21 protein-coding genes are annotated in these 23,989 nt (G+C 74.3%); 6 read left to right on the forward strand and 15 right to left on the reverse strand.

What is annotated here, in order from left to right:
• Positions 1-27: 27 nt before the first annotated feature.
• The 9 genes from BCAV_RS12140 to mraZ form a co-directional block, all read right to left on the reverse strand.
• Positions 28-1,338 (reverse strand): FtsW/RodA/SpoVE family cell cycle protein, encoded by a 1,311-nt coding sequence (locus BCAV_RS12140; RefSeq protein ID WP_015882901.1) that lies wholly within the window; start codon positions 1,336-1,338, stop codon positions 28-30.
• Positions 1,335-2,852 (reverse strand): UDP-N-acetylmuramoyl-L-alanine--D-glutamate ligase, encoded by a 1,518-nt coding sequence (gene murD, locus BCAV_RS12145; protein WP_015882902.1) that lies wholly within the window; start codon positions 2,850-2,852, stop codon positions 1,335-1,337. The genes BCAV_RS12140 and murD overlap by 4 nt, the downstream gene beginning before the upstream one ends.
• Entirely contained in the window at positions 2,849-3,931 is a 1,083-nt protein-coding gene (gene mraY, locus BCAV_RS12150) for a phospho-N-acetylmuramoyl-pentapeptide-transferase (protein ID WP_015882903.1), read from the reverse strand. Before mraY ends, murD begins: the two co-directional genes overlap by 4 nt.
• A complete protein-coding gene (locus tag BCAV_RS12155; protein WP_015882904.1) occupies positions 3,928-5,352 on the reverse strand; it encodes a UDP-N-acetylmuramoyl-tripeptide--D-alanyl-D-alanine ligase in 1,425 nt (474 codons plus the stop codon). Before BCAV_RS12155 ends, mraY begins: the two co-directional genes overlap by 4 nt.
• Positions 5,349-6,959 carry a UDP-N-acetylmuramoyl-L-alanyl-D-glutamate--2,6-diaminopimelate ligase gene (locus tag BCAV_RS12160; protein WP_015882905.1) on the reverse strand — a complete coding sequence of 537 codons (1,611 nt, stop codon included), beginning with the start codon at positions 6,957-6,959 and terminating at the stop codon, positions 5,349-5,351. The genes BCAV_RS12155 and BCAV_RS12160 overlap by 4 nt, the downstream gene beginning before the upstream one ends.
• Positions 6,960-6,976: 17 nt before the next feature.
• Positions 6,977-8,731, reverse strand: a complete 1,755-nt coding sequence (locus tag BCAV_RS12165) for a peptidoglycan D,D-transpeptidase FtsI family protein (RefSeq protein ID WP_015882906.1) — start codon at positions 8,729-8,731, stop codon at positions 6,977-6,979.
• Positions 8,728-9,126 carry a cell division protein FtsL gene (gene ftsL / locus BCAV_RS12170; RefSeq protein WP_015882907.1) on the reverse strand — a complete coding sequence of 133 codons (399 nt, stop codon included), beginning with the start codon at positions 9,124-9,126 and terminating at the stop codon, positions 8,728-8,730. The genes BCAV_RS12165 and ftsL overlap by 4 nt, the downstream gene beginning before the upstream one ends.
• Positions 9,123-10,124, reverse strand: coding sequence for a 16S rRNA (cytosine(1402)-N(4))-methyltransferase RsmH (gene rsmH / locus BCAV_RS12175; RefSeq protein WP_015882908.1), 1,002 nt, complete (start codon positions 10,122-10,124; stop codon positions 9,123-9,125). The genes ftsL and rsmH overlap by 4 nt, the downstream gene beginning before the upstream one ends.
• A gap of 189 nt (positions 10,125-10,313) precedes the next feature.
• Positions 10,314-10,745 carry a division/cell wall cluster transcriptional repressor MraZ gene (mraZ, locus tag BCAV_RS12180; protein ID WP_015882909.1) on the reverse strand — a complete coding sequence of 144 codons (432 nt, stop codon included), beginning with the start codon at positions 10,743-10,745 and terminating at the stop codon, positions 10,314-10,316.
• A 215-nt stretch (positions 10,746-10,960) separates the two neighbouring features.
• Here mraZ and BCAV_RS12185 point away from each other — a divergent pair, with 215 nt between their 5' ends.
• Genes BCAV_RS12185 through BCAV_RS12195 form a run of 3 tightly spaced genes read left to right on the forward strand, consistent with a single transcriptional unit; the run spans position 10,961 to position 15,304 of the window.
• Positions 10,961-11,938 carry an AAA family ATPase gene (locus tag BCAV_RS12185; RefSeq protein WP_015882910.1) on the forward strand — a complete coding sequence of 326 codons (978 nt, stop codon included), beginning with the start codon at positions 10,961-10,963 and terminating at the stop codon, positions 11,936-11,938.
• 10 nt (positions 11,939-11,948) lie between these two features.
• Positions 11,949-13,130, forward strand: a complete 1,182-nt coding sequence (locus BCAV_RS12190) for a DUF58 domain-containing protein (RefSeq protein ID WP_015882911.1) — start codon at positions 11,949-11,951, stop codon at positions 13,128-13,130.
• Positions 13,127-15,304, forward strand: coding sequence for a transglutaminase TgpA family protein (locus BCAV_RS12195; protein ID WP_015882912.1), 2,178 nt, complete (start codon positions 13,127-13,129; stop codon positions 15,302-15,304). Before BCAV_RS12190 ends, BCAV_RS12195 begins: the two co-directional genes overlap by 4 nt.
• Positions 15,305-15,385: 81 nt before the next feature.
• On the opposite strand, the gene BCAV_RS12200 is transcribed toward BCAV_RS12195, so the two are convergent.
• Both BCAV_RS12200 and dinB read right to left on the reverse strand, forming a co-directional pair.
• Complete coding sequence (locus BCAV_RS12200) at positions 15,386-15,772, reverse strand: DUF3040 domain-containing protein (protein ID WP_015882913.1); 387 nt, start codon at positions 15,770-15,772, stop codon at positions 15,386-15,388.
• 30 nt (positions 15,773-15,802) lie between these two features.
• Positions 15,803-17,050 (reverse strand): DNA polymerase IV, encoded by a 1,248-nt coding sequence (gene dinB / locus BCAV_RS12205; RefSeq protein ID WP_015882914.1) that lies wholly within the window; start codon positions 17,048-17,050, stop codon positions 15,803-15,805.
• A gap of 49 nt (positions 17,051-17,099) precedes the next feature.
• On the opposite strand from dinB, the gene BCAV_RS12210 reads away from it, so the two are divergent.
• On the forward strand, positions 17,100-18,023 hold the full coding sequence (locus BCAV_RS12210; protein WP_015882915.1) for a spermidine synthase: 924 nt from the start codon (positions 17,100-17,102) through the stop codon (positions 18,021-18,023).
• Between the two features lie 7 nt (positions 18,024-18,030).
• On the opposite strand, the gene BCAV_RS12215 is transcribed toward BCAV_RS12210, so the two are convergent.
• Together BCAV_RS12215 and BCAV_RS12220 are read right to left on the reverse strand one after the other, a co-directional pair.
• Entirely contained in the window at positions 18,031-18,234 is a 204-nt protein-coding gene (locus tag BCAV_RS12215; RefSeq protein WP_015882916.1) for a cold-shock protein, read from the reverse strand.
• A 183-nt stretch (positions 18,235-18,417) separates the two neighbouring features.
• Entirely contained in the window at positions 18,418-19,365 is a 948-nt protein-coding gene (locus BCAV_RS12220) for a proteasome assembly chaperone family protein (RefSeq protein WP_015882917.1), read from the reverse strand.
• 217 nt (positions 19,366-19,582) lie between these two features.
• Here BCAV_RS12220 and BCAV_RS12225 point away from each other — a divergent pair, with 217 nt between their 5' ends.
• Both BCAV_RS12225 and serA read left to right on the forward strand, forming a co-directional pair.
• A complete protein-coding gene (locus BCAV_RS12225; protein WP_015882918.1) occupies positions 19,583-21,763 on the forward strand; it encodes a HelD family protein in 2,181 nt (726 codons plus the stop codon).
• A 41-nt stretch (positions 21,764-21,804) separates the two neighbouring features.
• Entirely contained in the window at positions 21,805-23,010 is a 1,206-nt protein-coding gene (gene serA, locus BCAV_RS12230; protein WP_015882919.1) for a phosphoglycerate dehydrogenase, read from the forward strand.
• 60 nt (positions 23,011-23,070) lie between these two features.
• Here the strand turns inward: serA and BCAV_RS12235 are convergent, their stop codons facing one another.
• The gene (locus BCAV_RS12235) at positions 23,071-23,265 is read right to left on the reverse strand and encodes a DUF5302 domain-containing protein (RefSeq protein ID WP_015882920.1); all 195 of its coding nucleotides are present in this window, start codon (positions 23,263-23,265) and stop codon (positions 23,071-23,073) included.
• 184 nt (positions 23,266-23,449) lie between these two features.
• Positions 23,450-23,962: a transcriptional regulator NrdR gene (gene nrdR, locus BCAV_RS12240; protein WP_015882921.1), complete on the reverse strand. Its 513-nt coding sequence runs from the start codon at positions 23,960-23,962 to the stop codon at positions 23,450-23,452.
• Positions 23,963-23,989: the final 27 nt, after the last annotated feature.

Genomic DNA, 23,989 nt, shown 5'->3' on the forward strand with positions numbered 1-23,989 from the left:
GAGCCGAACCGGTCGTCTCCCCGGTGCTCACCGGCTCGCTCGCGTTGCTCGCCCGGTGTGCCGCATCCCGGACGTGAGGACGGCGAAGCCCCGCCGCACGGTGCCGCGTCGGGCCTCGAGAGCGACCCTGGCGCCGGGCTCGCTGCGCGCGAACGCGAGCAGGATCCCGAGCGCGACGAGCGTGACGATCAGCGAGGACCCGCCGGCCGAGACCAGCGGCAAGGGGATACCGATCACCGGCAGCACGCCGATAACGACGCCGATGTTCACCAGTGCCTGCGCGAGGATCCACGCACCGATCGCGCCCGTCGTGATCTTGACGAACGGGTCGGGGTGGCGCCGGATGATCCGCGTGACGCCGACGGCGAGGAGCGCGAACAGCGCGAGGACGAGCAGGGTGCCGAGCAGGCCGAGCTCCTCGCCGATCACGGCGAGGATGAAGTCGTTGTGCGCCGCCGGGAGACCCCACCACTTCTCCCGCGAGGCGCCGAGCCCGACGCCACCGATGCCACCGGTACCGAGCGCCTGCTGCGCGAGGCGGGACTGGTACCCGAGCCCTTGCGGGTCCAGCGGGGTCGAGCCGAACAGCGCCATGATGCGTGCAACCCGGTTTGGCGACGTCGCGGCGAGGAACGCGACTACCGCCGCGACCGCCAGACCGGCGGCCGCGAACATCCGCATGGGGACCCCTGCGACCCACAGGGCGCCCCCGACAAGCGCGACGAGCACGAGCGCTGTCCCGAGGTCGTTCGTCACGAGGACGAGCGCAAGCACGGCACCCGAGACGACGAGCGCAGGGAAGATGACATGCCCCCAGCGGGCGAGCAACGAGCGCTTGGCGGCGAGCACCGCGCCGAGCCACAGCGCGAGGCCAAGCTTCGCGAACTCGCTCGGCTGGAACGTGACGTTGGGCGCGAGCTCCACCCACGCGTTGTTGCCGCCTTCCCCGACAGCGAGCGGCGTGAACACCAGCAGCTGCATCGCCGCCGCGCCCATCATCGCGAACCACGCCGTCCGGCGAAAGAACACGACCGGGAGCCGCGCAGCGACGAGCGCGAGCGGGACCCCGATAACGGCGTACTGGAGCTGCGTGAGGAATCCGGTGAACGGCGAGCCGGTCCGCGCCATCGAGTCGATCGTGGAGCTCGACAGCACCATGACGAGCCCGAGGCACAGCAGCACCGCCGCGACGCCGCCGATGAGGTAGTACGACGTCACCGGCGAGTCCCAGCCGGCGAGCCGAGCTGTGCGCGCGCTCGACGCCCGGTGCGGACCTGCCGCCGGAGCGGTGCGGGAGCGCCGCGGTGCCGGCGCCCGGCGCGGGGTGAGCGTGGTCATGGGACGACCTCCCCCGCGCGGCCGCCCTCGAGCGCCCGGACGGCCGCGGCGAACGCGTCGCCGCGCGCGGCGTAGGAGGCGAACTGGTCGTGCGACGCGCCGGCCGGTGCGAGCAGCACCGTGTCGCCGGGCCGGGCGAGGGCGCGGGCGCGGGCGACGGCGGCGGACATCACGTCCTCAGTCTCACCGGGCACGACGGCGATCACGGGGACCTCGGGCGCGTGTCGCCGCAGGGCGTCGGCCCACGGCGTGGCGTCGACGCCGATGAGGACGACGCCGCGCAGCCGGTCGGACCGCGCCGCCACGAGCTCGTCGAACGTCGCACCCTTCGCCAGTCCGCCCGCGATCCAGACCCCGCGGCCGGGCTCGAGGGCGGCGAGCGACGCGGACGCCGCGTGCGCGTTGGTGGCCTTCGAGTCGTCGACGTACGTGACGCCGTCGAGCACGGCGACCGCCTCGATGCGGTGCGCCCCCGGCGCGTACGCGCGGAGCCCGGTGGCGACCGCCGACGGCGTGACTCCCGCCGCGCGGGCGAGCGCCGCCGCGACGAGCGCGTTCTGCAGGACGTGGACCGGGACGCCGATGCCAGGGCGGGCGAGATGGGCCAGGTCGTCGGCCTCGGCGAGCGCGACGCCCTCGATGTGGCGCGCCGCGTGGAACGCGCGGTCGACGATCACGTCCTCGACGAGCCCGACCTCGCCGAGACCCGGGACTCCGAGGCGGGCACCGATCGCGCGCGCCCCCTCGGCGACGTCCGCCTCCTCCACCATCGCGCGGGTCGCCGGGTCCCACGTCGAGTACACGCACGCCGCCCGGGTGCGGGCGTAGACGCGGGCCTTGTCCGCCCGGTACGCGTCGAACGTGCCGTGCCAGTCGAGATGGTCCGGCGAGATGTTGAGGCACGCGCTCGCCGTCGGTTCGACGGTGAACGTGTGGTGGAGCTGGAAGCTGGAGAGCTCGACGGCGTACGCGTCCGGGGGCCGCACGACGCCGTGCGCATCCGGGGCGCCGTAGAGCGCCACCGCGGAGATCGGGGTCCCGACGTTGCCGACGGCGGGGGCGAGCCGGCCGTCGGCGGTGAGGATGCTGCTGAGCATCTCGACGGTCGTGGTCTTGCCGTTGGTGCCGGTCAGCGTGAGCCACGGGGCGTCGTCGGCGCGCACGCGCCACGCCAGCTCGACCTCGCTCCAGATCTCCAGCCCGGCGTCCCGCGGGACCGCGAGCAGCGGTGACGAGGGTGCGAGCCCGGGCCCGGCGACGACGAGGCGCGGCGACGTCGCCAGCGCCCGCTCGGCGAGCGCCGTCTCGTCGCCGTCCGCGTCGAGAACGGTCACGCCCGGCAGCGCCTCGGCGGCCCGCGCCGCGACGTCGGCCCGCGAGTCCACCGCGACCACGTGGGCGCCGAGCTGCGCCAGGACTCGTGCGGCGGCCTCGCCCGACGTGCCGAGGCCCACCACGAGGGCGCGGGCGCCGGAGAAGGCGGCGCGGTCCGGACCGCCCCCGGAGCCGCTCACCCGACCACCCACTCGGCGTAGAAGATGCCGACGCCGAGCGCCACGAACAGCGCGGCGATCAGCCAGAAGCGGATGACGATCGTCACCTCGTTCCAGCCGCTGAGCTCGAAGTGGTGGTGCAGCGGTGCCATCTTGAACACGCGTCGTCGGGTCATCTTGAAGAAGCCGATCTGGATGACGTCGCTGAGCACGATCACCACGAACAGCCCGCCGATGATGACCGCGAGGAACTCCGTGCGGGTGAGGATCGACAGCCCGGCCAGGGCGCCGCCGAGCGCGAGCGCCCCCGTGTCGCCCATGAAGATCTTCGCAGGGCTCGCGTTCCACCACAGGAACCCGGCGCAGGCGCCGACGATGGCCGCCGTGACGATCGCGAGGTCCCGGGGGTCGCGCGTCTCGTAGCAGCTCGGGCCGACCTGGGAGAGCACCTGGCACGACTGGTTGGACTGCCACATCGTGACCACCACGTACGCGGAGAACACGAAGACGCTGACGCCGGTGGCGAGCCCGTCGAGCCCGTCGGTGAGGTTGACGGCGTTGGACCACGCCGTGATGAGGAAGTTCGCCCAGATGACGAACAGCACCAGACCCACCGCGGCGCCGGCGAACGCGAGGTCGATCCCGGTGTCGCGGATGAACGAGACCTGGGTGGACGCCGGCGTCCGGAACTGCTCGTTCGGGAACTGCAGGGCGAGCACGGAGAACGTCACGCCGATGACGCCCTGGCCGATGATCTTCCACCGGGCGTTCAGCCCGAGGGAGCGCTGCCGGGAGATCTTGATGAAGTCGTCGAGGAACCCGATGACGCCCAGCCCGATCATGAGGAACAGCAGCAGGAGGCCGGACACCTGGGGCATCCGCTGGGCGGAGATGTTCGCCACGGTGTACCCGAGGACCGTCGCGGCGATGATGACGACGCCGCCCATGGTGGGCGTGCCGCGCTTCGTGAAGTGGGCGGTCGGGCCGTCCTGCCGGATGAACTGCCCGTACTGCCGCTTCACGAGGAAGCGGATGAACAGGGGCGTGCCGAACAGCGAGACGAGCAGGCCGACGGCGCCCGAGACGAGGATCGCGATCACGCGGTGCCCCCCGCCGTCAGCTCGTCGGCGAGGGCGGCGAGGCCCGCACCCTTGGACGACTTGACCAGCACGACGTCGCCCGGTCGCAGCTCCGTGGCGAGGTAGGCGCGCGCTGCGTCGAGATCGGGCGCGAACAGCGCCTCGTCGCCCCACGACCCCTCGTGGCTCGCCCCGGTGTGCATCGCCCGTGCCCCCTCGCCGACGACCACGAGCTTGTCCACGTTGAGGCGGACGGCGACGCGGCCGACGGCGTCGTGCTCGTCGCGGCTGGAGTCGCCGAGCTCGAGCATCTCGCCGAGCACGGCGACGCTGCGCCGCTCGCGGCCGGCGATCGCCACGAGCGCCTTGAGCGCGGCGCGCACGGACTCCGGGTTCGCGTTGTACGCGTCGTCGACGACGGTGACGCCGTCCGGGCGCTCCACCACGTGCATCCGGTGCGGGCTCCGGGCGCCGGCGTTCGCGAGGGCGCCGGCGACGTCCGCGGCGGCGATCCCGAGTCCGAGGCCGACGGCGGCGGCCGCGAGGGCGTTCGTCACGTGATGCTCCCCGACGAGCGCGAGCGTGACCGGGACCTCCTCGCCGTCGGGTGTGGTCAGCACGAACGCGGCACGCCCGGCGGCGTCCAGCGTGACGTCCCGGGCACCCACGGACGGCGGCGGGACGGCGTCGCCGGAGCCGAACGTGACCACGCGCGGGGCGAGCCGGGCCATGGCGGCCACGCGCTCGTCGTCCGCGTTGAGCACGGCGAAGCCGCCCGGAGCGAGACCGCTGACCAGCTCGGACTTCGTGGCGGCGACGGCGTCGACGCTGCCGAACCCTGCGAGGTGCGCACGGCCGACGGTGAGGACGACGGCGACGTCCGGCGGCGCGATCGACGTCAGGTAGGTGAGGTTCCCGGGCGCGTCGGCGCCCATCTCCGCGACGACGACCCGCGCGTCCTGCGGCGCGCGCAGCACGGTGAGCGGCAGCCCGAGCTCGTTGTTGAGGCTGCCGGGCGGCGCGTGCACGACGCCGAGCGGTGCGAGCACCTCCGCGAGCAGGTCCTTCGTGCTCGTCTTCCCGACGGAGCCCGTGATCCCGACGACGACCGGCGGCTCGTCGGCGACCTCACGCCGTCGGGCCAGCACGTGCCGCGCCAGGTCGCCGAGCGCGCGCTGCGCGTCGTCGACGAGCACCTGCGCGCCGTCGCCCGCGTCCGGGACGAGGCGGGTCACGAGCGAGGTCGTCGCGCCGTTCTCGTGCGCGACCCGGACGTAGGCGTGACCGTCGACGTGCTCCCCGGGCAGCGCGACGAACAGCGAGCCGGCGGTCGCCTCGCGCGAGTCGATCACCACGCCCTCGCTCACGCGTGCCTGGGGATCGCCCGCCACGACGGTGCCGGACGTCACGGACGCGATCTCGTCCGCCGTCATCTCGATCATGCGTGCCGTCCCTCACGGCGGGCCAGGGCGGCCCGCACCTCCACGCGGTCGTCGAGCGGCAGCTCCTCGCCCGCGACCTCCTGGATCGTCTCGTGTCCGCGCCCCGCCACGAGCACCGTATCCTCCGGCGCCGCGCCCGCGACCGCCGCCGCGATCGCCGCGCTCCGCGGCGCGACCTCCCGCACGTCGACGTGACGCCCTGCCGCGCGGGCCGTCTCCGCCGCGCGGAGCGCCCCCGCGAGCACCTCGGCGCGCACCTGGGCCGGGTCCTCGTCGTGCGGGTCGTCGTCGGTGACGATCACGGCGTCGGCGCCGAGCACCGCCGCCTCGCCCATCGCGGGCCTCTTGCCTCGGTCGCGCTCGCCCGTCGCCCCGAGCACCACGTGGAGCCGGCCGCTCGTCGTCGCACGCAGCTCGGCGAGCGCGATCCCGACCGCGTCCGTGTTGTGCGCGAAGTCGACGACGCACCGCGGCTCGGCGCCGACGACCTCCATCCGGCCCGGCACCGCCACGCGCAGGCCGCCCGCCGCGGCGAGCGCCTCGACGACGTCGGCGGCCGGGACGCCGCCCTCGATCGCCGTCGCGAGGGCCAGCGCGGCGTTCGCCACGTTGAACGCACCCGGCATCGTCAGGCTGGTCGTCAGTGCGACGTCGCCCGGGCCGGTCAGCGTGAACGACATCGCATCGGCGCCGGCGACGACGTCCCGCACGGTCCAGGCGGCCGCCGCGGCGTGCTCGCCCCGCGTCGCGAGCGTGGCGACGTCGATCCCGGCCGCGCGGGCGTCCCCGGCCAGCCGCCGGCCCCACTCGTCGTCGACGGAGACGACGGCGCGGCGCGCCCGGGCAGGCGTGAACAAGGAGGCCTTCGCCGCGTAGTAGTGCTCGAGGTCCCCGTGGAAGTCCAGGTGGTCCTGCGTCAGGTGCGTGAACGCGGCCAGGTCGAACCGCACCGGGTCCACGCGGTGCAGCTCGAGCGCGTGGGACGACACCTCCATGACGAGGTCGGTCACGCCCGCCTCGACCATGTGCGCGAGGAGGGCGTGCAGGTCCGGGGCCTCGGGCGTCGTCAGGCGTGCGGGGACGACGGCGTCGCCGATCCGCAGCTCGACCGTGCCGATGAGCCCCACGCGCCGACCGAGCAGCCCGAGCAGGTGCGCCAGCAGGAACGACGTCGTCGTCTTGCCGTTCGTCCCGGTGACGGCGAACGTCCGCAGGCGCTCGGCCGGCCGCCCGTAGACGTCGGCGGCGACGGCGGCGACGATCTCCCGGAACTCCGCGCGGCCGGCGCCGTCGCCGGACCCGTCGACGTCGGCGACGAGCACCGGGATGCCGGCGGCCTCGGCCGCCGCGGCTCCCGAGGCGTCGGTGAGGACGGCGCTGGCACCGGCCGCTGCGGCCGCGGCGGCGAACCGGGCGCCGTGCGTGTGCGCGCCGGGGAGCGCGGCGAAGATCTCGCCCGGAGCGAGGCCGCGGTTGTCGAGCGTGATCCCGAGCGCCTCACCCGCTCCCGCGGCCGGGCCGGTCAGGCGCAGCCCGTGGGCGCGCGCCAGGTCGGCCAGCGCCGTGCGGGGTGGGTGAGCCGGACGGATCCTGGAGGTGGGGCTCACGGTCGTGCAATCTACCTCTAGCCGGCGGGGGTCAGCGGATACAGGTCGGCCGGCTCGGCCGAGGGCGGCACGCCCAGGGAGGTGAGCGCGAACGACGCGACGTCCCGGAACACGGGTGCCGCGATCGTGCCGCCGTAGAAGCCCGTGTCGGGCCGGTAGACCACCACGCCGACGGCGATCTGGGGGTCCTCGGCGGGCGCCACGCCGACGAACGACGCGACGGTGTCCGAGAGCTCGCCGCCGGGCCCCATGATCTCCGCGGTGCCGGTCTTGCCGGCGACGCGGTAGCCGTCGATGGCGGCCCGCGTCCCCGTCGCGCCCTCGGCGGCGGTGACGCCCTCGAGCATCCTGATCACCTGTTCGGACGTCTCCGGGCTCACCACCTGCCGCGGTTCCTCCAGCTCGGCCGGGGTGAACGTCCCGGCGGTGTCCGTGTACCCGTCGACGAGGTGCGGCTGGACGTGGACGCCGTCGTTCGCGAGCGTCGCGATGACGTTCGTGTTCTGCAGGAGGTTGACGGAGAGTCCCTGCCCGAACATCGTCGCGTAGCGGGTGCGGCCGTCCCAGCCGGTCGGGTCGAGGTTGCTTCCCGTGCTCTCGCCGGTGAGCTCGATCCCGCTCGGGGCGCCCCAGCCGAAGTCCTGCATGTACCTGGCGCGGACGTCGTCGCTCATCCGCTCGCCGATCTGGATCGTGCCGGTGTTGGACGAGTCGGCGAGGATCCCCGCCGTCGTCAGCTGCTCGTCCGGGTGCTCCGTGTGGTCCTTGAACGTCTGGCCGTTGGACGTCGTGTACCGGTACGGCACCTGGAACACGGTGTCCGGCTCGACGACGCCCTCCTCGATCGCCGCGGCGACGGTGAGGATCTTGCCCGTCGACCCGGGTTCGTACGGGTCCTGGATCGCCCGGCTCCCGCCGAACCCCGAGGGGTCGTTCGGGTCGATCGCGCCGGACTCGGCGAGCGCGAGGATCCGGCCGGTGCCGACCTCGATGACGACGACGGCGCCCCAGTCGGCGCCGTACTGCTCCACGGCGCCGTCGATGACCTCCTCGGCCCGGAACTCCAGGTCCTGCTCGAGCGTCGTGTTGACGGTCCGCCCGTCCTGCGCGGGCGTCGTGTGCTGAGGCGCACCCGGGATCACCTGACCGGTGAGGCCGCGCTCGAAGACGGTCTCACCGTTCGCGCCGCTCAGCTCCGCCTCCAGCGCGTACTCCAGACCCGAGGCACCCGCGCCCTCCTCGTTGACCCAGCCGACGAGATTGCCGCCCGTCGTCGTCGCGGGGTAGTCCCGGACGGTGGTGAGCTCGTCCCAGACCGCGCCGCCGATGCCGAGCTCGACGACCGCCGCACGCACCTCGGGCGTCACGTCGCGCGCAATGCGCACGCCGGCGTCGCCGGTGAGCTGGGCACCGAGCTCGTGCGCGTCCAGGTCGAGGATCGGCGCGAGGAGCTCGGCGGCCGCGAGCGCCCCCTGGGCGGTCACCTCCCCGTCGGCGTCGCGCACCTTGAACGCGGGGATCTGGCGCTGGTCGACCCAGATGTCGTAGCGCATCTGCGACGTCGCCAGGACGTTCCCGTCGGCGTCGACGATCGCGCCCCGCTGGGCGTGCAGGGTCAGGGTGTCGGTCCGGAGCTCGCGGGCCTGCGCGGCGAGGCCCGGCCCGGCGACCACCTGCACGTACACGAGCCGGACGGCGTACGCCGCCATGAGCGCGAGCACCATCACGAGGACGACGAACTGCCGCCGGGAGGTCGACCCGACGCGGCTCATCCCTGCGCCCCGATCAGCGTCCCGTCCGCGAGCCGCAGGTGGACGACGCCGTCGGACGGCTGCATGCCGAGGGCTCGGGCGCTCGCCATGACCGCCGACGGCGCCGAGGTCTCCTCGACGAGCGACGCCAGCCGCTGCTCCTCCTGCGAGAGCGCCGTCAGCTCGCCCTGGCGCTCGCGCAGCGTGTACGCGGTCGCGGCCATCGACGTGTTGAGCGCGAGCGCGGCGAGCAGCGACCCGACGAGGATCGACACGCACAGCGCGAGGAACGGCACGCGCGAGCGCGCCGGAGCCTGCGCGCGGACGATGCGCAGCTGCGGCCGGCGCGCCGGACCGGGATCGCGGATCGGCGCCGGCTCTCGGACGAGGGGCTGTCGGGCGGTGGCGAGACTCATGGCCTCCTCCTCCTGGGTGACGGTCGGGTGGGAGTCGTGCGGATCCGGCGGGCCGCGCGCAGCCGGACGGACGCGGCGCGCGGGTTGGCGGCGAGCTCGACGTCGTCCGCCTGCTCGGCCCCGTGCGTGAGGAGCTCGAGGTAGGGCTGGTCCTCCTCGGGCACGACGGGAAGGTGCCGGGGCGCGCTCGACGTCGCCCCACGAGCGAGCTCGCGCTTGACGAGGCGGTCCTCGAGCGAGTGGTAGGACTCGACGACGATCCGACCTCCGACGGCGAGGGCGTCGATCGCCCGCGGCAGCGCCCGCTCGAGCACCTCCAGCTCACGGTTGACGGCGATCCGCAGGGCCTGGAACGTGCGCTTGGCGGGATGTCCGCCGGTGCGTTGCGCCGACATCGGGATCGCGCCGCGGACCACCTCGACGAGGTCGGAGCTGCGGCGCAGCGGCGCGGCCTCTCGGCGCCGGACGATCGCCGCGGCGATCCGGGGCGCGAACTTCTCCTCGCCGTACGTGCGCAGGATGCGGCGCAGCTCGGCCTCGTCGGCGTCCGCCAGGAGGTCCGCCGCCGTCGGCCCGGTCGTCGGGTCCATCCGCATGTCGAGGGGTGCGTCCTGGGCGTAGGCGAACCCGCGGCCTGCGTCGTCGAGCTGGAGCGACGAGACCCCGAGGTCGAAGAGGACCCCCTGGACGGCGCCGCCGGCGTGCTGGCGCGCGACGTCGTCGATCTCGTCGTAGACGGCGTGCACGGGGGTGAACCTCTGCCCGAACCTCGCGAGCCGAGCGGTCGCGAGCTCCAGAGCACGCGGGTCGCGGTCGATGCCGAGGACGCGGGCGTGCGGGCACTGCTCCAGCACGAGCTCGCTGTGGCCGCCCATCCCGAGCGTCGCGTCCACGAGGACGGCGCCGTCGCTCTCCAGCGCGGGCGCCAGCAGGTCCACGCACCGCTGCGCCAGGACGGGCGCGTGGAGCGCCGCGGCCTGTGCGTCGGGTGTGCTCATCTGCCTCGGTCCTTCGTGGTGGGTGTCTCGGGTGTCGGGTCTGGAGTGGTGGGTGGTCCGGCACCGCCGCCGGGCCAGGACTCCCGCCGCCCGCTCTGGCGCCGGGGAAGTGCGTCAGAGTCGCGGGGGGAGACCTCGCGCTGCGGTGGAGCGATGTGGAGGGCAGGACGGAGCTCGCCGAGGCGATGCTCAGCCGAGCCCGGGCACCACCTCCGGCACGGCGTCGTCGAACGAGGCGGCGGCGTCGGCGAAGTAGCCCTGCCACGTGCCCGTGTCCCAGACCTCGAGCTTGCTGCCCGTCCCGATGACCGTGAGATCGCGGTCGAGACGCGCCCACTCGCGCAGGATCGGCGGGATCGTCACGCGCCCCTGCTTGTCGGGGAGCTCGTCGTGCGCGCCGGCGAGCAGGACGCGGTTGAAGTCGCGGGACTGCTTGCTCGTCAGCGGCGCCCGGCGCAGGTTCTCGTGGACCTGCAGGAACTCGTCGCGGGGGAAGACGAACACGCAGTTCTCCTGCCCGCGCGTGAGCACGAGACCGGTGGCGAACCGCTCGCGGAACTTGGCGGGGAGGATCAGGCGCCCTTTGTCGTCGAGCTTCGGCGTGAACGTGCCGATGAGCATCAGGGCCACCTCCTCCTGCTCCCAGGACCTCCGCTTCGCCCCACAGTACTCCACTTCCCTCCACTCGCCTGGTAGGGCGGCTGGAGTGTGCCGCACCACGCGCGCGTCGTCGCAGGTCAGCGCTCGTGGAGCGTGGTGGAGCGAGCGGGCCGAACGCCCTCCGTCCCCGACCCGTCTGCCGTACGCTCGTGCCACGCGCATTCGAAGGGGAGAACGTGACCGACACCTCCACCGCAGCACCGCCCGACCTCACGGAGGTCGGACCCCGGGTGAGTGCGCTCGTCCAGGTCGTGAGCAGCGTCCTGAGCGGCCGGGACGACGCCGTCCGCACCACCGTCGCCGTGCTCCTCGCCGGCGGGCACCTCCTGCTCGAGGACGTACCGGGCGTCGGGAAGACGACCCTCGCCCGCGCTCTCGCCGCCGCCGTCGGGGGCACCGTCGGACGGATCCAGTTCACGCCGGACCTGCTGCCCGCCGACGTCACCGGCGTGAGCATCTACCGCGCCGCGACCGGTGACTTCGTGTTCCACCCCGGACCGATCTTCGCCACGGTGGTCATCGGCGACGAGATCAACCGGGCCTCCCCCAAGACGCAGTCGGCGCTCCTGGAGTGCATGCAGGAGGGGCGCGTCACCGTCGACGGCGTCTCCCACGAGCTCCCCGAGGTGTTCATGGTCCTCGCGACGCAGAACCCGGTGGAGATGGAGGGCACGTACCCGCTGCCCGAGGCCCAGCGCGACCGGTTCATGGCGCGCCTCGCCCTCGGCTATCCGCCCGAGCACGACGAGCTCGAGCTGCTCGACTCCCCCAGCGGCGCCGACCCCGCGGCGGCGCTCACCCCCGTCGTCACCGAGGACGAGGTCGCGGCGCTGCGCACGGCGATCAACGGCGTGCACGCCTCGGAGACCCTGCGCCGCTACGTGCTCGCGCTCGCCCGCGCCACGCGGTCCGACGAGGACATCCTGCTCGGCGCCTCCCCGCGGGCGGCGATGCAGCTGGTCAGCCTCGCCCGCGCCGTCGCGGCCATGGCCGGGCGCGACTACGTGCTCCCGGACGACGTCCAGGCCGTCGCCGAGGCGGCGCTGGCCCACCGCCTCGTGCTGGCGCCCAGCGCGCGGATGGCCGGCGGGACCGCCACCGACGTCGTCCGGCGCCTCGTCGCGGCCACGCCCGTCCCCGCCTCGGTCCGCTGAAGGTCACGTCGTGGCCCGCCGTCCCGAGCTGCCGCGACTGACGCGTCGCGGCGGCGGGCTGCTGGGCGTCGGCGTCGGGCTCGTCATCGTCGCGGCGCCGCTCGACTCCGTGGAGCTGGGGCGGTTCGCCGCGCTCGCCGTCGTCCTTCCGCTCATCGCGATCGTCTGGGGTGCCGTGGCGTCCGTGCGGACCTCCCGCGTCAGCGTCGAGCGCACGGTGCACCCGCTCCCGCTGCAGGTGGACTCGCCCGCCACCGTCCGCATCAGCGCCCGGGGGCGCTCCCTGCCCCGGCACTCGCGGCTCCGGGAGCGCAGCGCGGCCACGCTCGGCGCGCGGCCCGGGGTGAGCGCCACGGAGTACCTGCTCCGTCCGCGCGCCAGGGGTGCGGCCCACCTCGGCCCCGCCGTCCTCCTGCGGGGCGACCCGCTCGGGCTGGTGGAGTTCACCCAGCGCACCCGCGGATCCGACGACGTCGTCGTGTGGCCCCGGGCGATCGCGCTGGGCGACCTGCGCCAGGCCCTCGTCGGGCAGACCGAGCACCGCCGGGGTGCGGGCGTCGTCCGGCCGAGCCCGGAGGACCTGCTGCTGCGCGAGTACCGCCGCGGCGACGACCTCCGGCGGGTCCACTGGCGCTCGTCGGCCCGCCACCGCGATCTCATGGTGCGGGCCGACGAGCCCGCCAGCCCGATGACCGCCGACCTCCTGCTGCAGATCCACTCCGAGCAACGCAAGTCCGACCTCGAGTGGGCGGTGAGCGCCGCCGCCTCCGTCGCCGTGGCCCTGCTCGAGGAGCGGTTCTCGGTGCGCCTGAGGATCCCCGGTTCGGGCGCGCAGGAGCGCACGAGCTCGGCCTCCGTGCCCATGGACACGCTCGCGCTCGTCGAGCCCACCGAGCTCGGCGACCGCCGCGACGCCCTCGTCCACGAGATCGACGAGATGGCACGGTCCGCCTCCGCCGTCTGCGTCGCCGTGCTGTGCGCACCCGACGACCACGCCGTCGCGCGGCTCGCCGACCTCGCCCGAGCCCGCACGTGCTGGGCGGTGGTCGTGCCACCCCGCGGAGCGTTGCCGGACCATGTGCGCGCCACCCTCCAGGTGCTCCAGGCCGCGGGCTGGTCGGCGACCCTCGGGCACGAGGGCGCCCGGATCGACCAGGCGTTCGGTGGCGCCCGCGCGAGGGTCGCCTCGTGAGCCGCGTCCTCGCCCTCACCGGGTCGCTGGTGCTCGCCGTCGCGGCCGGGAGCGGCGCCCTGTCCCGCCTGCTGACCTCCCAGTTCTACCCGCGCGCGCTCGGCGTGCTCGCCGTCGTCGCCGTCGCGTGCCTCGTCACGCGCCTGCTCGCCCGGCCCGCGTGGCTGGCGACGATCGTCGGCGCCGCCGCCGGCGTCGTCGCGCTCACTGTCGCCTACGTGCCGTCGACGGCGCTCGGCGGGATCATCCCGACGCCCGACTCGTTCGGGATCGGCGCGGAGATGGCGCGCGCCGCCTCCGACTCGCTGTACTCGTCCCTCCCGCCCGCACCGTCCGTGGGCGGCGTGGGCCTGCTCGCCGCGCTCGGCATCGCCGGCGTCTACCTCGTCGCCGAGGGGCTCGCGTTCGGGGTCAAGGTGCCCGCCGCCGCCGCGGCGTCGACGCTCCTGCTGTGGCTGCCGGCGCTCCTGCTCGGGTCGACGGCGCCCGGCTGGGTGTGGGTCCTCGCCGCGGCGGGCATCCTCGGCGTCCTCGCCGCCGGCCGGCCGCCGCTCCCGGAGCTGCCCCCGCGCCGTCGTCCCGCCCGCCCTGGCGTCGCCACCGCCTCCCATCTCGCGAGGCTCGGCAGCGCCGGTGCCGTCTGTCTCGTGGCGGCGTTCCTGCTCGGCGCCGGCGTGCCCGCACTTCCCGCCCTGCTGCCCCTCGACACGCTCCGCGGCGGGGTCGCCGACCCCAACGGCACCCGGCTCAGCCTCGAGCTGGACATGCGGGCGAGCCTGGGCCAGCAGGGGTCCACGGAGCTCGTGCGGTACCGGGCGACCGACGAGGTCAGCCTCGGCCCCCTGCGCGCGTACACGACCGCCGAGTTCGACGGGCGCACCTGGGTGCGTGACGACGCCGCCGACGCCGCCGTCCGCCCGCTCGTCCCCGACGAGCTCCTGTGGCCGGAGCAGGTCGATCCCGCGCAGCTCGGCGAGGCCGACCAGGTGGACATCCGGATCCCGGAGCTGGCTCAGGACCGGCTGCTCATCCCCACCTCACCGCGGTCCGTGACGGTCGCCGGTGAGTGGCAGTACGACCCGCGCTCGGACGAGGTGTTCAGCGCGTCGGACGCGCGCCGGGCCGTCACCTACTCCGTGACGTACCTCGAGCGTCCGATCACCGCCGACCTGCTGCGGAACGCCGACCCGCGCCGGCTGCCGGCCGAGAACCGCTACCTGCAGCTGCCCGAGACCCAGCACGCCGAGGACATCGGGGATCTCGCGCGGGAGATCACCGACGGCGCCGGCAGCGCCTACGACGAGGCCCTCGCCCTGCAGAGCTACCTCCGCGATGCCAGTCGCTTCACCTACACCGAGGACGCTCCCCCGGTCACGAGCGAGGACGCCGTCTGGGACTTCCTCGACTCGCAGCAGGGCTACTGCGTCCAGTTCGCGACGACGATGGTCGTGCTCGCGCGGCACCTCGACCTCCCGGCCCGCCTCGCCATCGGTTTCCTCCCCGGCGCTCGCGCCGACGACGGCTCCCGGATCATCACCGGCTCACAGGCGCACGCCTGGCCGGAGCTGTACTTCCCGGGTGTCGGGTGGGTCCGGTTCGAGCCGACGCCCGCCGTCCAGTCCGGCGTCCCGCCGGCCTACGCCAACCCGCTGCAGGCGACGGCGAGCCCCGGCGTGGCGGAGCCGTCGGGTGCGGTGCCGCCCGGCGTGCCCACGGGCGTGCCGACGGCGTCGGGGGGCGCCACGGGCGCAGGTGGCGCCGCCGGCGCTGACGACGGCGGTCGGGGCGAGCTGCTGGTGGGCGCCACCGTCGTCGTCCTCGTCGGCCTCGCGGGCGCCCTGCTCTGGCGGCGGCGCCGCGCGTGGACGGCGGGAACGGCTGAGTCGACCTGGTCGCAGCTCCTCCGCCGGCTCGCGCGGCACTCGGTGACCGTCCCGGCGTCGGCGACACCGCGGCAGGCGGCCGAACGCATCGCCGAGAACCTCGGGGAGGACGCCCAGAACGCGGCCACCCGCCTCGCGCACGCCGTGGAGGTCGAGCGGTACGCACCGCCGCGCGACGGCGCCCCCGGCCGGGACGACGTCCACGCCTGGCACGAGTGGGCCGCGCTGATCCTCAGCCGCGCCCGCCAGCAGCGCAAGGACAGGACCGGGCGGACCAGCCGCCGGAGGTGAGGGCCTCAGCCCCATCTGCGCGCGCGGCGCACGGGTCGCTCGACGACGAGCGCCCCGGTTCGGGTGCTGCCGTGCGTCGGGTCAGCGGCCGCCCTCGCGGCGGCGGCGGTCCCAGCGCTCCTCGAGGCGCTGCATGAACGACGACCGGCGTGGAGGCCGGCCCGCCGCGGGCGTCGCTCGCGGCGCGTCAGTCGTAGGAGCGGCTGCCGCCTGGTGCCGACCGCTCGACATCGCGAGCAGGACGCCGCCGAACATCGCGAGGAATCCCACCACCCCGAGCCACGTCATGGACCCGGCGACCCCACCGACCAGCATCCCCAGACCGGCGATGACGAGCAGGGTTCCCCCGAGGATGCGTGACGTGCGGCTACCGCGGCGGCTGAACGACTGGGCGAGCTTGGGGTCGTCCGAGCGCAGCTGCCGCTCCATCTGCTCGAGCACACGCTGCTCGTACTCCGACAGGGGCATCGGGACCTCCTCGCCGAACCTGCACTGGTCTCAGGATAAGTCCCGCTCGGCCGTCGGGAAAGCCGAGGTCGCCAGCAACGACGCCGCACCCAGTGCATCGGCACCGAATCGGTCCCGTACGTCGTCCATCGCGACCTCGACCTCGCGACGCGGGGCGGCGTCGTCGTCGAGCGCGAGCTGCACCGGCGTCGCTGCCGCGGCGGTCAGCTGGTCCACGCGGACGCCCAGCAGGCGCACCCCGTCCCGCGGGATCGTCACGGCCGCGAGCAGGGCGCGCGCGGCCGCGTACACGTCGTGCGCGACGTCGCTCGGGTGGTCCAGCTGCCGCGACCGGGTCAGCGTGGTGAAGTCGGACATCCGGACCTTGATCGTGACGCCGCGGGCGAGGAACCCGCCCCGCCGCAGGCGCCGGGCGCACCGATGGGCCTGCTCGAGCAGGGTCCGGCCGAGCTCGGCGGCGTCGGTGACGTCGGTCACGAACGTGTGTTCGGACGAGATCGACTTCTCGACCCGGGCCACCGTGACCGGCCGAGGGTCACGGTTCCACGCCAGGTCGTACAGGCGGGCACCACCCGCCCGGCCGAGCCGGCGCTGCAGGACGTCGGGTGGCGTGTGCGCGAGCTGCTCGACCGACTCGATCCCCCACTCGCGCAGCTGGGCGGCGGTCCGCTCGCCGACGCCCCACAGCGCTCCCACCGGCAGCGAGTGGAGGAACGGCACGCTCGCCGCCTCCGGGACGAGGAGGAGCCCGTCCGGCTTGGCCGTCTGCGACGCGAGCTTCGCCAGGAACTTCGTCGACGCGACGCCGACGGACGCCGGGATCTGCGCCACCTCCCGGATGCGGCTGCGGATCGCCGTCGCGATGGCGACCGGGGAGCCGAGCCGGCGCCGCGCGCCCGAGACGTCGAGGAACGCCTCGTCGACCGACACCTGCTCGAGGACGGGCGTCACGTCGGCCAGCAGGCCCATGACGACGCGCGAGACCTCCTCGTACCGGGCATGGTCGGGCGGGATGACGACCGCCTGCGGGCACAACGCCCGCGCCCGCGTCATCGGCATCGCCGAGTGGACGCCGAACGCGCGGGCCTCGTAGGTCGCGGCGAGCACCACTCCCCGGTGCTCACCGCCCACGATCACGGGGCGCCCCCGCAGGTCCGGCGCGCGGATGAGCTCGACGGACGCGAAGAACGCGTCCATGTCGACGTGCAGGATCGGCGTCCCGCCGTCGTCGTCACCCCAGTCGCGACGAGCCGCGACCGATCGAGGGCCTCTGCTCACCCCCCTATGGTCGAACGACTGTTCGACGCCTGTCAACTAGGCTCGGAGCATGTCGTCCCGCCGGTCCCGCCAGGCCCCCGCTCTTCGACCCGACGCACTGCCGAGCGGCGAGACCGGGATCGACACCGGCACCGTCGAGCTCGAGCGGGACCCCGACCGCCCGAACGGCGTCATGGTCTACGTCAACGGCGTCGAGTCGTCCTATGTCGACCTCGCCGACGCCGAGCACCTCGAGTTCGAGTACATGCAGCAGATGCGTCTGGTCATCGACGCGCTGCACCCCGCCGGCTCTCCGGTGCGCGCCGTGCACCTCGGCGGCGCAGCGTGCGCGTTCCCGCGCGCGATCGCGCGCCAGCGGCCACGCTCGCGCCAGCTCGTCGTCGAGCTGGACGCCGAGCTCGCGCGCCTGGCCCGCGAGTGGTTCGACCTGCCCCGGGCGCCGGAGCTGCGGGTCCGCACGCAGGACGCACGCGAGGCGGTGAGCACGCTGCGGTCGGGCGAGTGGGACGCCGTCGTCCGCGACGTCTTCACGGGGAACCGCGTCCCCACGCACGTCCGCACCGTCGAGTTCGTCACCGACGTGGCCCGCACGCTCGCCGACGACGGCGTCTACCTGGCCAACGGCGTCGACTCCCCACCGCTGCGCGAGACCCGGCGCGAGGTCGCGACGGTGCGCGACGTGTTCGACCACGTCGCGCTCGCCGTCGAGCCGGCGATCTGGCGGGGCCGCCGCTTCGGCAACGTCGTCGTGATCGGCGCGCACGTCCCGCTCCCGCTCGAGCAGCTGCGGCGCGGGATGCTCGCCCTCCCCCTGCCCGTGCGGCTCGTCACGGGTGACGAGCTGCGCACGTTCGCCGGCGGCGCCCTGCCGTGGCGCGACGCGCCCGTCTCCACGGACGGGACCGACCCCGCGGCCGCCCCCGAGAACGACGATGCGGCCCGCCCCGTGGGGACGAGCCGCATCGACGGATGAGGAGGTGTCAGACGGCGCGAACGCTCTCCGCCTGCGGGCCCTTCGGCCCCTGCGTGATCTCGAACTCGACCCGCTGCGCCTCTTCGAGCGAGCGGTAGCCGTCGGACTCGATCGCCGAGTAGTGGACGAAGACGTCGGCGCCGCCGCCGTCCTGGGCGATGAACCCGTAGCCCTTCTCAGAGTTGAACCACTTGACGGTTCCCTGTGCCATGCGTGTCCTTCCGGGGACGGTCCGGGCACCGACCCTGCGTCGGGGCCCATGTGTGCTGCATCGATCCCCACGGCGTGCTCGAAGAACGTCGGACCATGAGAGAAGCGCCCTGCAACGGGATCTAGTCTGTCAGAGCGTGCCGACGAGTGCTAGCGACTTACGCACACGTTTCGCACGCGACCTTCACGAGGCCGGGCCGTCGTCCTGCGTGCCGTCCGCGTCGCCGCCGGCATCGGGCTCACCCGGCGCGTGCTCGGCCAGGAACGCCTCGAACTCCGCTCCCAGCTCGTCGGCGCTCGGCAGACGGTCCTGCGCGAGCAGCGTCCGGGCGTCCTCCGCGGCCAGGCCACGGGAGAACGCGTCGTACTGCTGCTCGAGGGCGTGCACGACAGCCCCGATCTCGTCGGACTCCGCCACCTGCCGGTCGATCTCCTCGCGTGTCGACGACGCCGACGCCTCGAGCTCACCCACGGGAAGGTCCAGCCCGGTCGAGGAGTTGATCTGCCGCACCAGCTCCGCGGCCGCCTGCGGGTACTCCGCCTGGGCCAGGTAGTGGGGCACGTTCGCGGCGAAGCCCATCGCGTCGTGGCCGGCCTCGCCGAGGCGCAGCTCCAGCAGCGAGGACGCGCTCCCCGGCACCTGGATCGTGCCCACGAAGCTGGGACGACCCTCGAGCAGCTCGGGCCGGGTCGCGTGCGCCGTCACGGTCGTGGGCCGGGTGTGCGGCACGCCCATCGGGATGCCGTGCACGCCCACCGTCGTCTCGACGCCGAGATCCTCCACCAGCGTGCGCACCGCCGTCGTGAACCGCTCCCACCGCAGGTCCGGCTCCGGCCCGTGCAGCAGCAGCACGCCCTCGCCGGTCGGCGTGCGGACGAGGTCGACGGCCAGCACCGGGTCGTCGTACGAGGTCCACGTCGTGGCCTCGAACGTCATCGCGGGACGCCGCGAGCGGTAGTCGAGCAGCTCGTCGACGTCGAACGTCGCCACGCGCGTCGCGGGCAGCGTGGTCAACAGGTGCTGGGCGAGCAGGGCACCGGCGTGCCCGGCGTCCATCGAGCCCTGCAGGGCATGGACGAGCACGCGTGCACCTTCGGCGTGCTCGCTCGTGTACAGGTCTCTCGCGTCCACTCTCGACTCCTCCTGGGGTCTCGTCCACCAGGGGTAACAGCCGGCGCGCCCGCCGGATTCCCGGCCGGGTGCCCGCGCATCGGCGCGCACCCGAGTCTCCATCGTAGGCATCATCCGCCCGCGGCGGACGGCGACACCCGCCGTCCGCGATCCGGGGGATAATGGTCGGCCGCTCGCGCCGGTTGGCCCGGTGTGCGCGCCGGTGGGGAGGACCGACGTGACGACGTCCGAACAGGCGAGGGAACAGCTCGTCGTCGACCGTGTGTACTCGCGGCTCGACGAGCTGCGCGACCGCACACGCGCCCAGCTCGCGCGGGTCCGCCGCGAAGGGCCGAGCGGGACGCACCAGAACCGTTCGGAACGCGACTCGTTCGCCACCCTGTACTCCGACCGCATCGCCCAGCTGGACGCCGTCGAGGACCAGCTCGTGTTCGGGCGCCTCGACCTGCGGGACGAGCAGAGCCGGTACATCGGCCGCATCGGCCTGTCCGACGACGAGCACACGCCCGTCCTCACCGACTGGCGTGCCCCGGCGGCCCGGCCGTTCTACCAGGCCACGGCGGCGGATCCCGGCGACGTCGTCCGGCGTCGCCACCTCCAGACCCGCGCGCGGCAGGTCGTCGCCGTCGAGGACGACGTGCTGGACGCCGACGCGCTCGACGACGAGGCACGGGCCGGGCTCGCCGGGGAGGGTGCCCTGCTCGCCGCGCTCGGCGCGCACCGCACGGGGCGCATGAGCGACATCGTCGCCACGATCCAGGCCGAGCAGGACGCCGTCATCCGCTCCCCGCTCGACGGCGTGCTCGTGGTGCAGGGCGGCCCGGGAACCGGGAAGACGGCTGTCGCGCTGCACCGGGCGGCGTACCTCCTCTACGCCCACCGGGACCGCCTGACCCGGTCCGGCGTGCTGCTGCTGGGGCCCAGCGACGTGTTCCTCGGCTACATCTCGAAGGTGCTCCCCGCGCTCGGGGAGACGGGGGTCGTCTCGACGACGATCGCCGACCTCGTGCCCGGCATCCGGGCGAGCGCCCGCGAGGGCGAGGTGGCAGCCCGGCTCAAGGGCGACGCCGCGATGGCCCGGGTGATCGCCCGAGCCGTGCGCGCCCGCCAGCGGGTGCCCGACGCCCCGCGGGAGGTGCGCGTCGGCTCGCGCACGCTCGTGGTGCACCCGCACGACGTCGAGGCCGCCCAGGCGCGGGCGCGCCGTTCCCACGCCCCGCACAACACGGCACGCGTCACGTTCGTCCGCGCCATGCTCCAGACGCTCGCGCGGCAGTACGCGGAGCAGATCGGCGCCGACCTCGCGGGTGATGAGCTGGCCGAGGTGGTCGAGGACATCCGGTCCGCGCGCGACGTGCGGGTGGCACTCAACCTCGCCTGGATGCCGCTCACCGCCACCGGCCTCGTCCGGGACCTCTGGTCGCGGCCGGATCGCCTCGCCGAGGCGGCGCCTCGGCTCTCCGCCGCGGAGCGCGAGGCGTTGCGGCGGTCCCCCGACGCGCCGTGGACCGAGGCCGACGTCCCGCTCATCGACGAGGCTGCCGAGCTGCTCGGCGCCAGCACCGAGGCGGAACGGGCCGAACGCGACAGGCGCGCGGAGGCGGAACGAGCACGCGAGGACGAGGTCGCCTACGCCCGCGAGACGATCCGGTCCACCGGCGTCGGGGGCGGGATGGTCACCGCCGAGATGCTCGCCGACCGGTTCGTCGAGACCGGTCCGAGCCTCACGACGGCGGAACGGGCCGCCGCGGACCGGGAGTGGACGTACGGCCACGTCGTCGTCGACGAGGCGCAGGAGCTCAGCGCCATGGCGTGGCGGGCGATCCTGCGCCGGTGCCCCAGCCGGTCGATGACGATCGTGGGCGACGTCGCCCAGACGTCGAGCGCCGCGGGGGCACGGAGCTGGCCCGACGTCCTGGACCCGGTGCTGCGGGGCCAGTGGCGCCTGGCCGAGCTCACCGTCAACTATCGGACCCCCGCCTCGATCATGGCGGCCGCGGTCGCGGTCGCCCGGGCGCACGACCCCAGCGCGGCGGTGGCGGAGCCGACGTCGGCGCGCGACCTGCCCGACGCGCTCGGGGTCGGGCCGACGGGCGCGGACCTCGCGGAGGTCGTCGCCGCCGAGTCCGTCGCCGGGGGGACGACGGCGGTCATCGCCCCGGAATCGGCGCTCTCGGCCGTCCGGGAACGGCTCGGGCTGGCGGCTCGCCTCGACCTCGAGCACGACGTGGTCGTCGTCGACCCCGTCACGAGCAAGGGTCTCGAGTTCGACGTCGTCGTCCTGGTCGACGCCGCGGCGATGTCCCGGGGCGACTGCTACGTCGCGATGACCCGCGCGACCCGCCGCCTCCGCCTCGTCGGCGCCCTGCCCGAAGGGCTCCCGCCGTCCACCAGGTGAACCGGGTTTGTCCAGACCCGCGCACGGACGAAGATAGGGGCGTGCCGCGCGCCCTCCTGCTCGAGAACATCCACCCGCTGGCCACCGACGTGCTCACCGCCGCCGGCTACGAGGTGTCCGCGCAGCCGGGCGCGCTGGACGAGGACGAGCTGATCGACGCCCTCGACGGCGTGTCGGTGCTCGGCATCCGCTCCAAGACCCAGGTGACCGAGCGGGTGCTGGCCGCGAGCCGGCTCGACGCGATCGGCGCGTTCTGCATCGGCACCAACCAGATCGACCTCGCCGCGGCCGCACTGGCCGGCGTCGGGGCGTTCAACGCCCCGTTCTCGAACACGCGGTCGGTGGTCGAGCTCGCGATCGCGGAGATCATCGCGCTCGCCCGGCGGCTCACCGAGCGCGACAAGGCCCTGCACGACGGCGTGTGGGACAAGTCGGCGACCGGCGCGCACGAGATCCGTGGCCGAACGCTCGGGATCGTCGGCTACGGGAACATCGGGACGCAGCTGTCGGTGGTGGCGGAGGCCCTCGGCATGCACGTCGTGTTCTACGACACCGCCGAGAAGCTGGCGCTCGGCAACGCTCGCCGGATGCCGAGCCTGGCAGCGCTGCTCGAGGTCGCCGACGTCGTGACGCTGCACGTCGACGGACGGCCGGGCAACGCCGGCATGTTCGGTCCCACCCAGTTCAGGGCCATGCGCGACGGGGCGATCTTCCTCAACCTCTCCCGCGGCTTCCTCGTCGACTACGGCGCGCTGCGCGGTCGGATCGAGGACGGCACGCTGGCCGGTGCCGCCGTCGACGTGTTCCCGGAGGAGCCCAACCGACGGGGCGACCCGTTCACGAGCGAGCTGCGCGGGCTCGCGAACGTCATCCTGACCCCGCACGTCGGCGGCTCCACCGAGGAGGCGCAGGAAGACATCGGTCAGTTCGTCGCCGTCAAGCTGCGGGACTACCTCGCGCAGGGTGCGAGCTACCTGTCGGTCAACGTGCCCGGGCTCGTGCTCGACGCTCCACGCCCGGGAACGCGCCGCATCGCGCACCTCCACCGGAACACGCCCGGCGTCCTCGCCCTGCTCAACGAGACGCTCGCGCAGCACGGGACGAACGTCGAGTACCAGGTCCTCGGCACGCGCGGCGAGATCGGGTACGCGGTGACCGACGTCGGCGGCGAGGTGCCCCGCGGCGTCGTCGACGAGCTCCACGAGATGCCACACACGATCCGGGTGCGCCTGCTCGGCGACGGCTGACCCGCCCGCTCCAGGCGCCGTGGCCGGGAGAGCGGGCGGGTGGGCGCGACGCCGCCCGGTTCAGCCGGACTTGCGGCGGAACATCCGGCGCCCGCCGGGGCCGTTGACCTCGGAGCCGTGCACGCTCCCGGTGTTCCGTCGGGCCTGCTCCGTCTTGTGCGAGGCGGCGTTCTTGCGCTCCAGCGCCTCCCGGAACTTCTCCTTCGCCTCGCTGGTCGGGTCTGCCTTGTCGTCGGAGTGTGCGTTCTCGCTCATCGCCGTCCCTCGTCTTCCGTAGCGCGCGACACGCGGTGCGCCGCCTAGGTCCAGACTGCCGCCGGAGCCGCTGGTCCGGCCACTCGATATCGCTCCATGGGCATCCGGTCGGCTCCGCCGCCGCCGTCGTTGCCGTGGGTGGCGCCGGCTTCCCCACCGGCGCCACCCACGGCGGCTCGTGGCCTCACACGGACGTCGTGAGGCGGACCGGCGCGTCCGCGGACCCGTCGGCATCGGGGTCGCCCTCGTTCTCACGCTCGGCCCGGAGCGCCGTGATGGCGGCCTCGAAGTCCTCGAGCGAGGAGAACCCGCGGTACACGCTGGCGAACCGCAGATAGGCGACCTCGTCCAGCTCGCGCAGCGGCCCGAGGATCGACAGTCCCACCTCGTGGGCGTCGACCTCGGCGGCGCCGGTCGCGCGGATCGTCTCCTCGACGCGCCGCGCGAGGAGCGCGAGGTCGTCCTCGGAGACCGGCCGTCCCTGGCAGGCCTTGCGCACCCCCGCGACGACCTTCTCCCGCGAGAACGGCTGCGCCACGCCGGACCGCTTCACGACGCTCAGGCTTGTCGTCTCCACCGTCGTGAATCTCCGGCCGCACTCCGGGCACTGCCGTCGACGGCGGATCGAGGAGCCGTCCTCGCTGGTCCTGGAGTCGACGACCCTCGAGTCCGGGTGCCGACAGAAGGGGCAGTGCACGCGGGTCTCCGTCCTTGGCGATCGGTC

Source organism: Beutenbergia cavernae DSM 12333 (genome assembly GCF_000023105.1).
GTDB lineage: Bacteria > Actinomycetota > Actinomycetes > Actinomycetales > Beutenbergiaceae > Beutenbergia > Beutenbergia cavernae.

Coding starts and splice junctions, on each gene's coding strand:
- BCAV_RS12140 (WP_015882901.1), bottom strand. CDS start 1,338: ATGACCACGCTCACCCCGCGCCGGGCGCCGGCACCGCGGCGCTCCCGC.
- BCAV_RS12155 (WP_015882904.1), bottom strand. CDS start 5,352: ATGATCGAGATGACGGCGGACGAGATCGCGTCCGTGACGTCCGGCACC.
- BCAV_RS12165 (WP_015882906.1), bottom strand. CDS start 8,731: ATGAGCCGCGTCGGGTCGACCTCCCGGCGGCAGTTCGTCGTCCTCGTG.
- ftsL (WP_015882907.1), bottom strand. CDS start 9,126: ATGAGTCTCGCCACCGCCCGACAGCCCCTCGTCCGAGAGCCGGCGCCG.
- rsmH (WP_015882908.1), bottom strand. CDS start 10,124: ATGAGCACACCCGACGCACAGGCCGCGGCGCTCCACGCGCCCGTCCTG.
- mraZ (WP_015882909.1), bottom strand. CDS start 10,745: ATGCTCATCGGCACGTTCACGCCGAAGCTCGACGACAAAGGGCGCCTG.
- BCAV_RS12200 (WP_015882913.1), bottom strand. CDS start 15,772: ATGCCCCTGTCGGAGTACGAGCAGCGTGTGCTCGAGCAGATGGAGCGG.
- BCAV_RS12210 (WP_015882915.1), top strand. CDS start 17,100: ATGTCGTCCCGCCGGTCCCGCCAGGCCCCCGCTCTTCGACCCGACGCA.
- BCAV_RS12215 (WP_015882916.1), bottom strand. CDS start 18,234: ATGGCACAGGGAACCGTCAAGTGGTTCAACTCTGAGAAGGGCTACGGG.
- BCAV_RS12235 (WP_015882920.1), bottom strand. CDS start 23,265: ATGAGCGAGAACGCACACTCCGACGACAAGGCAGACCCGACCAGCGAG.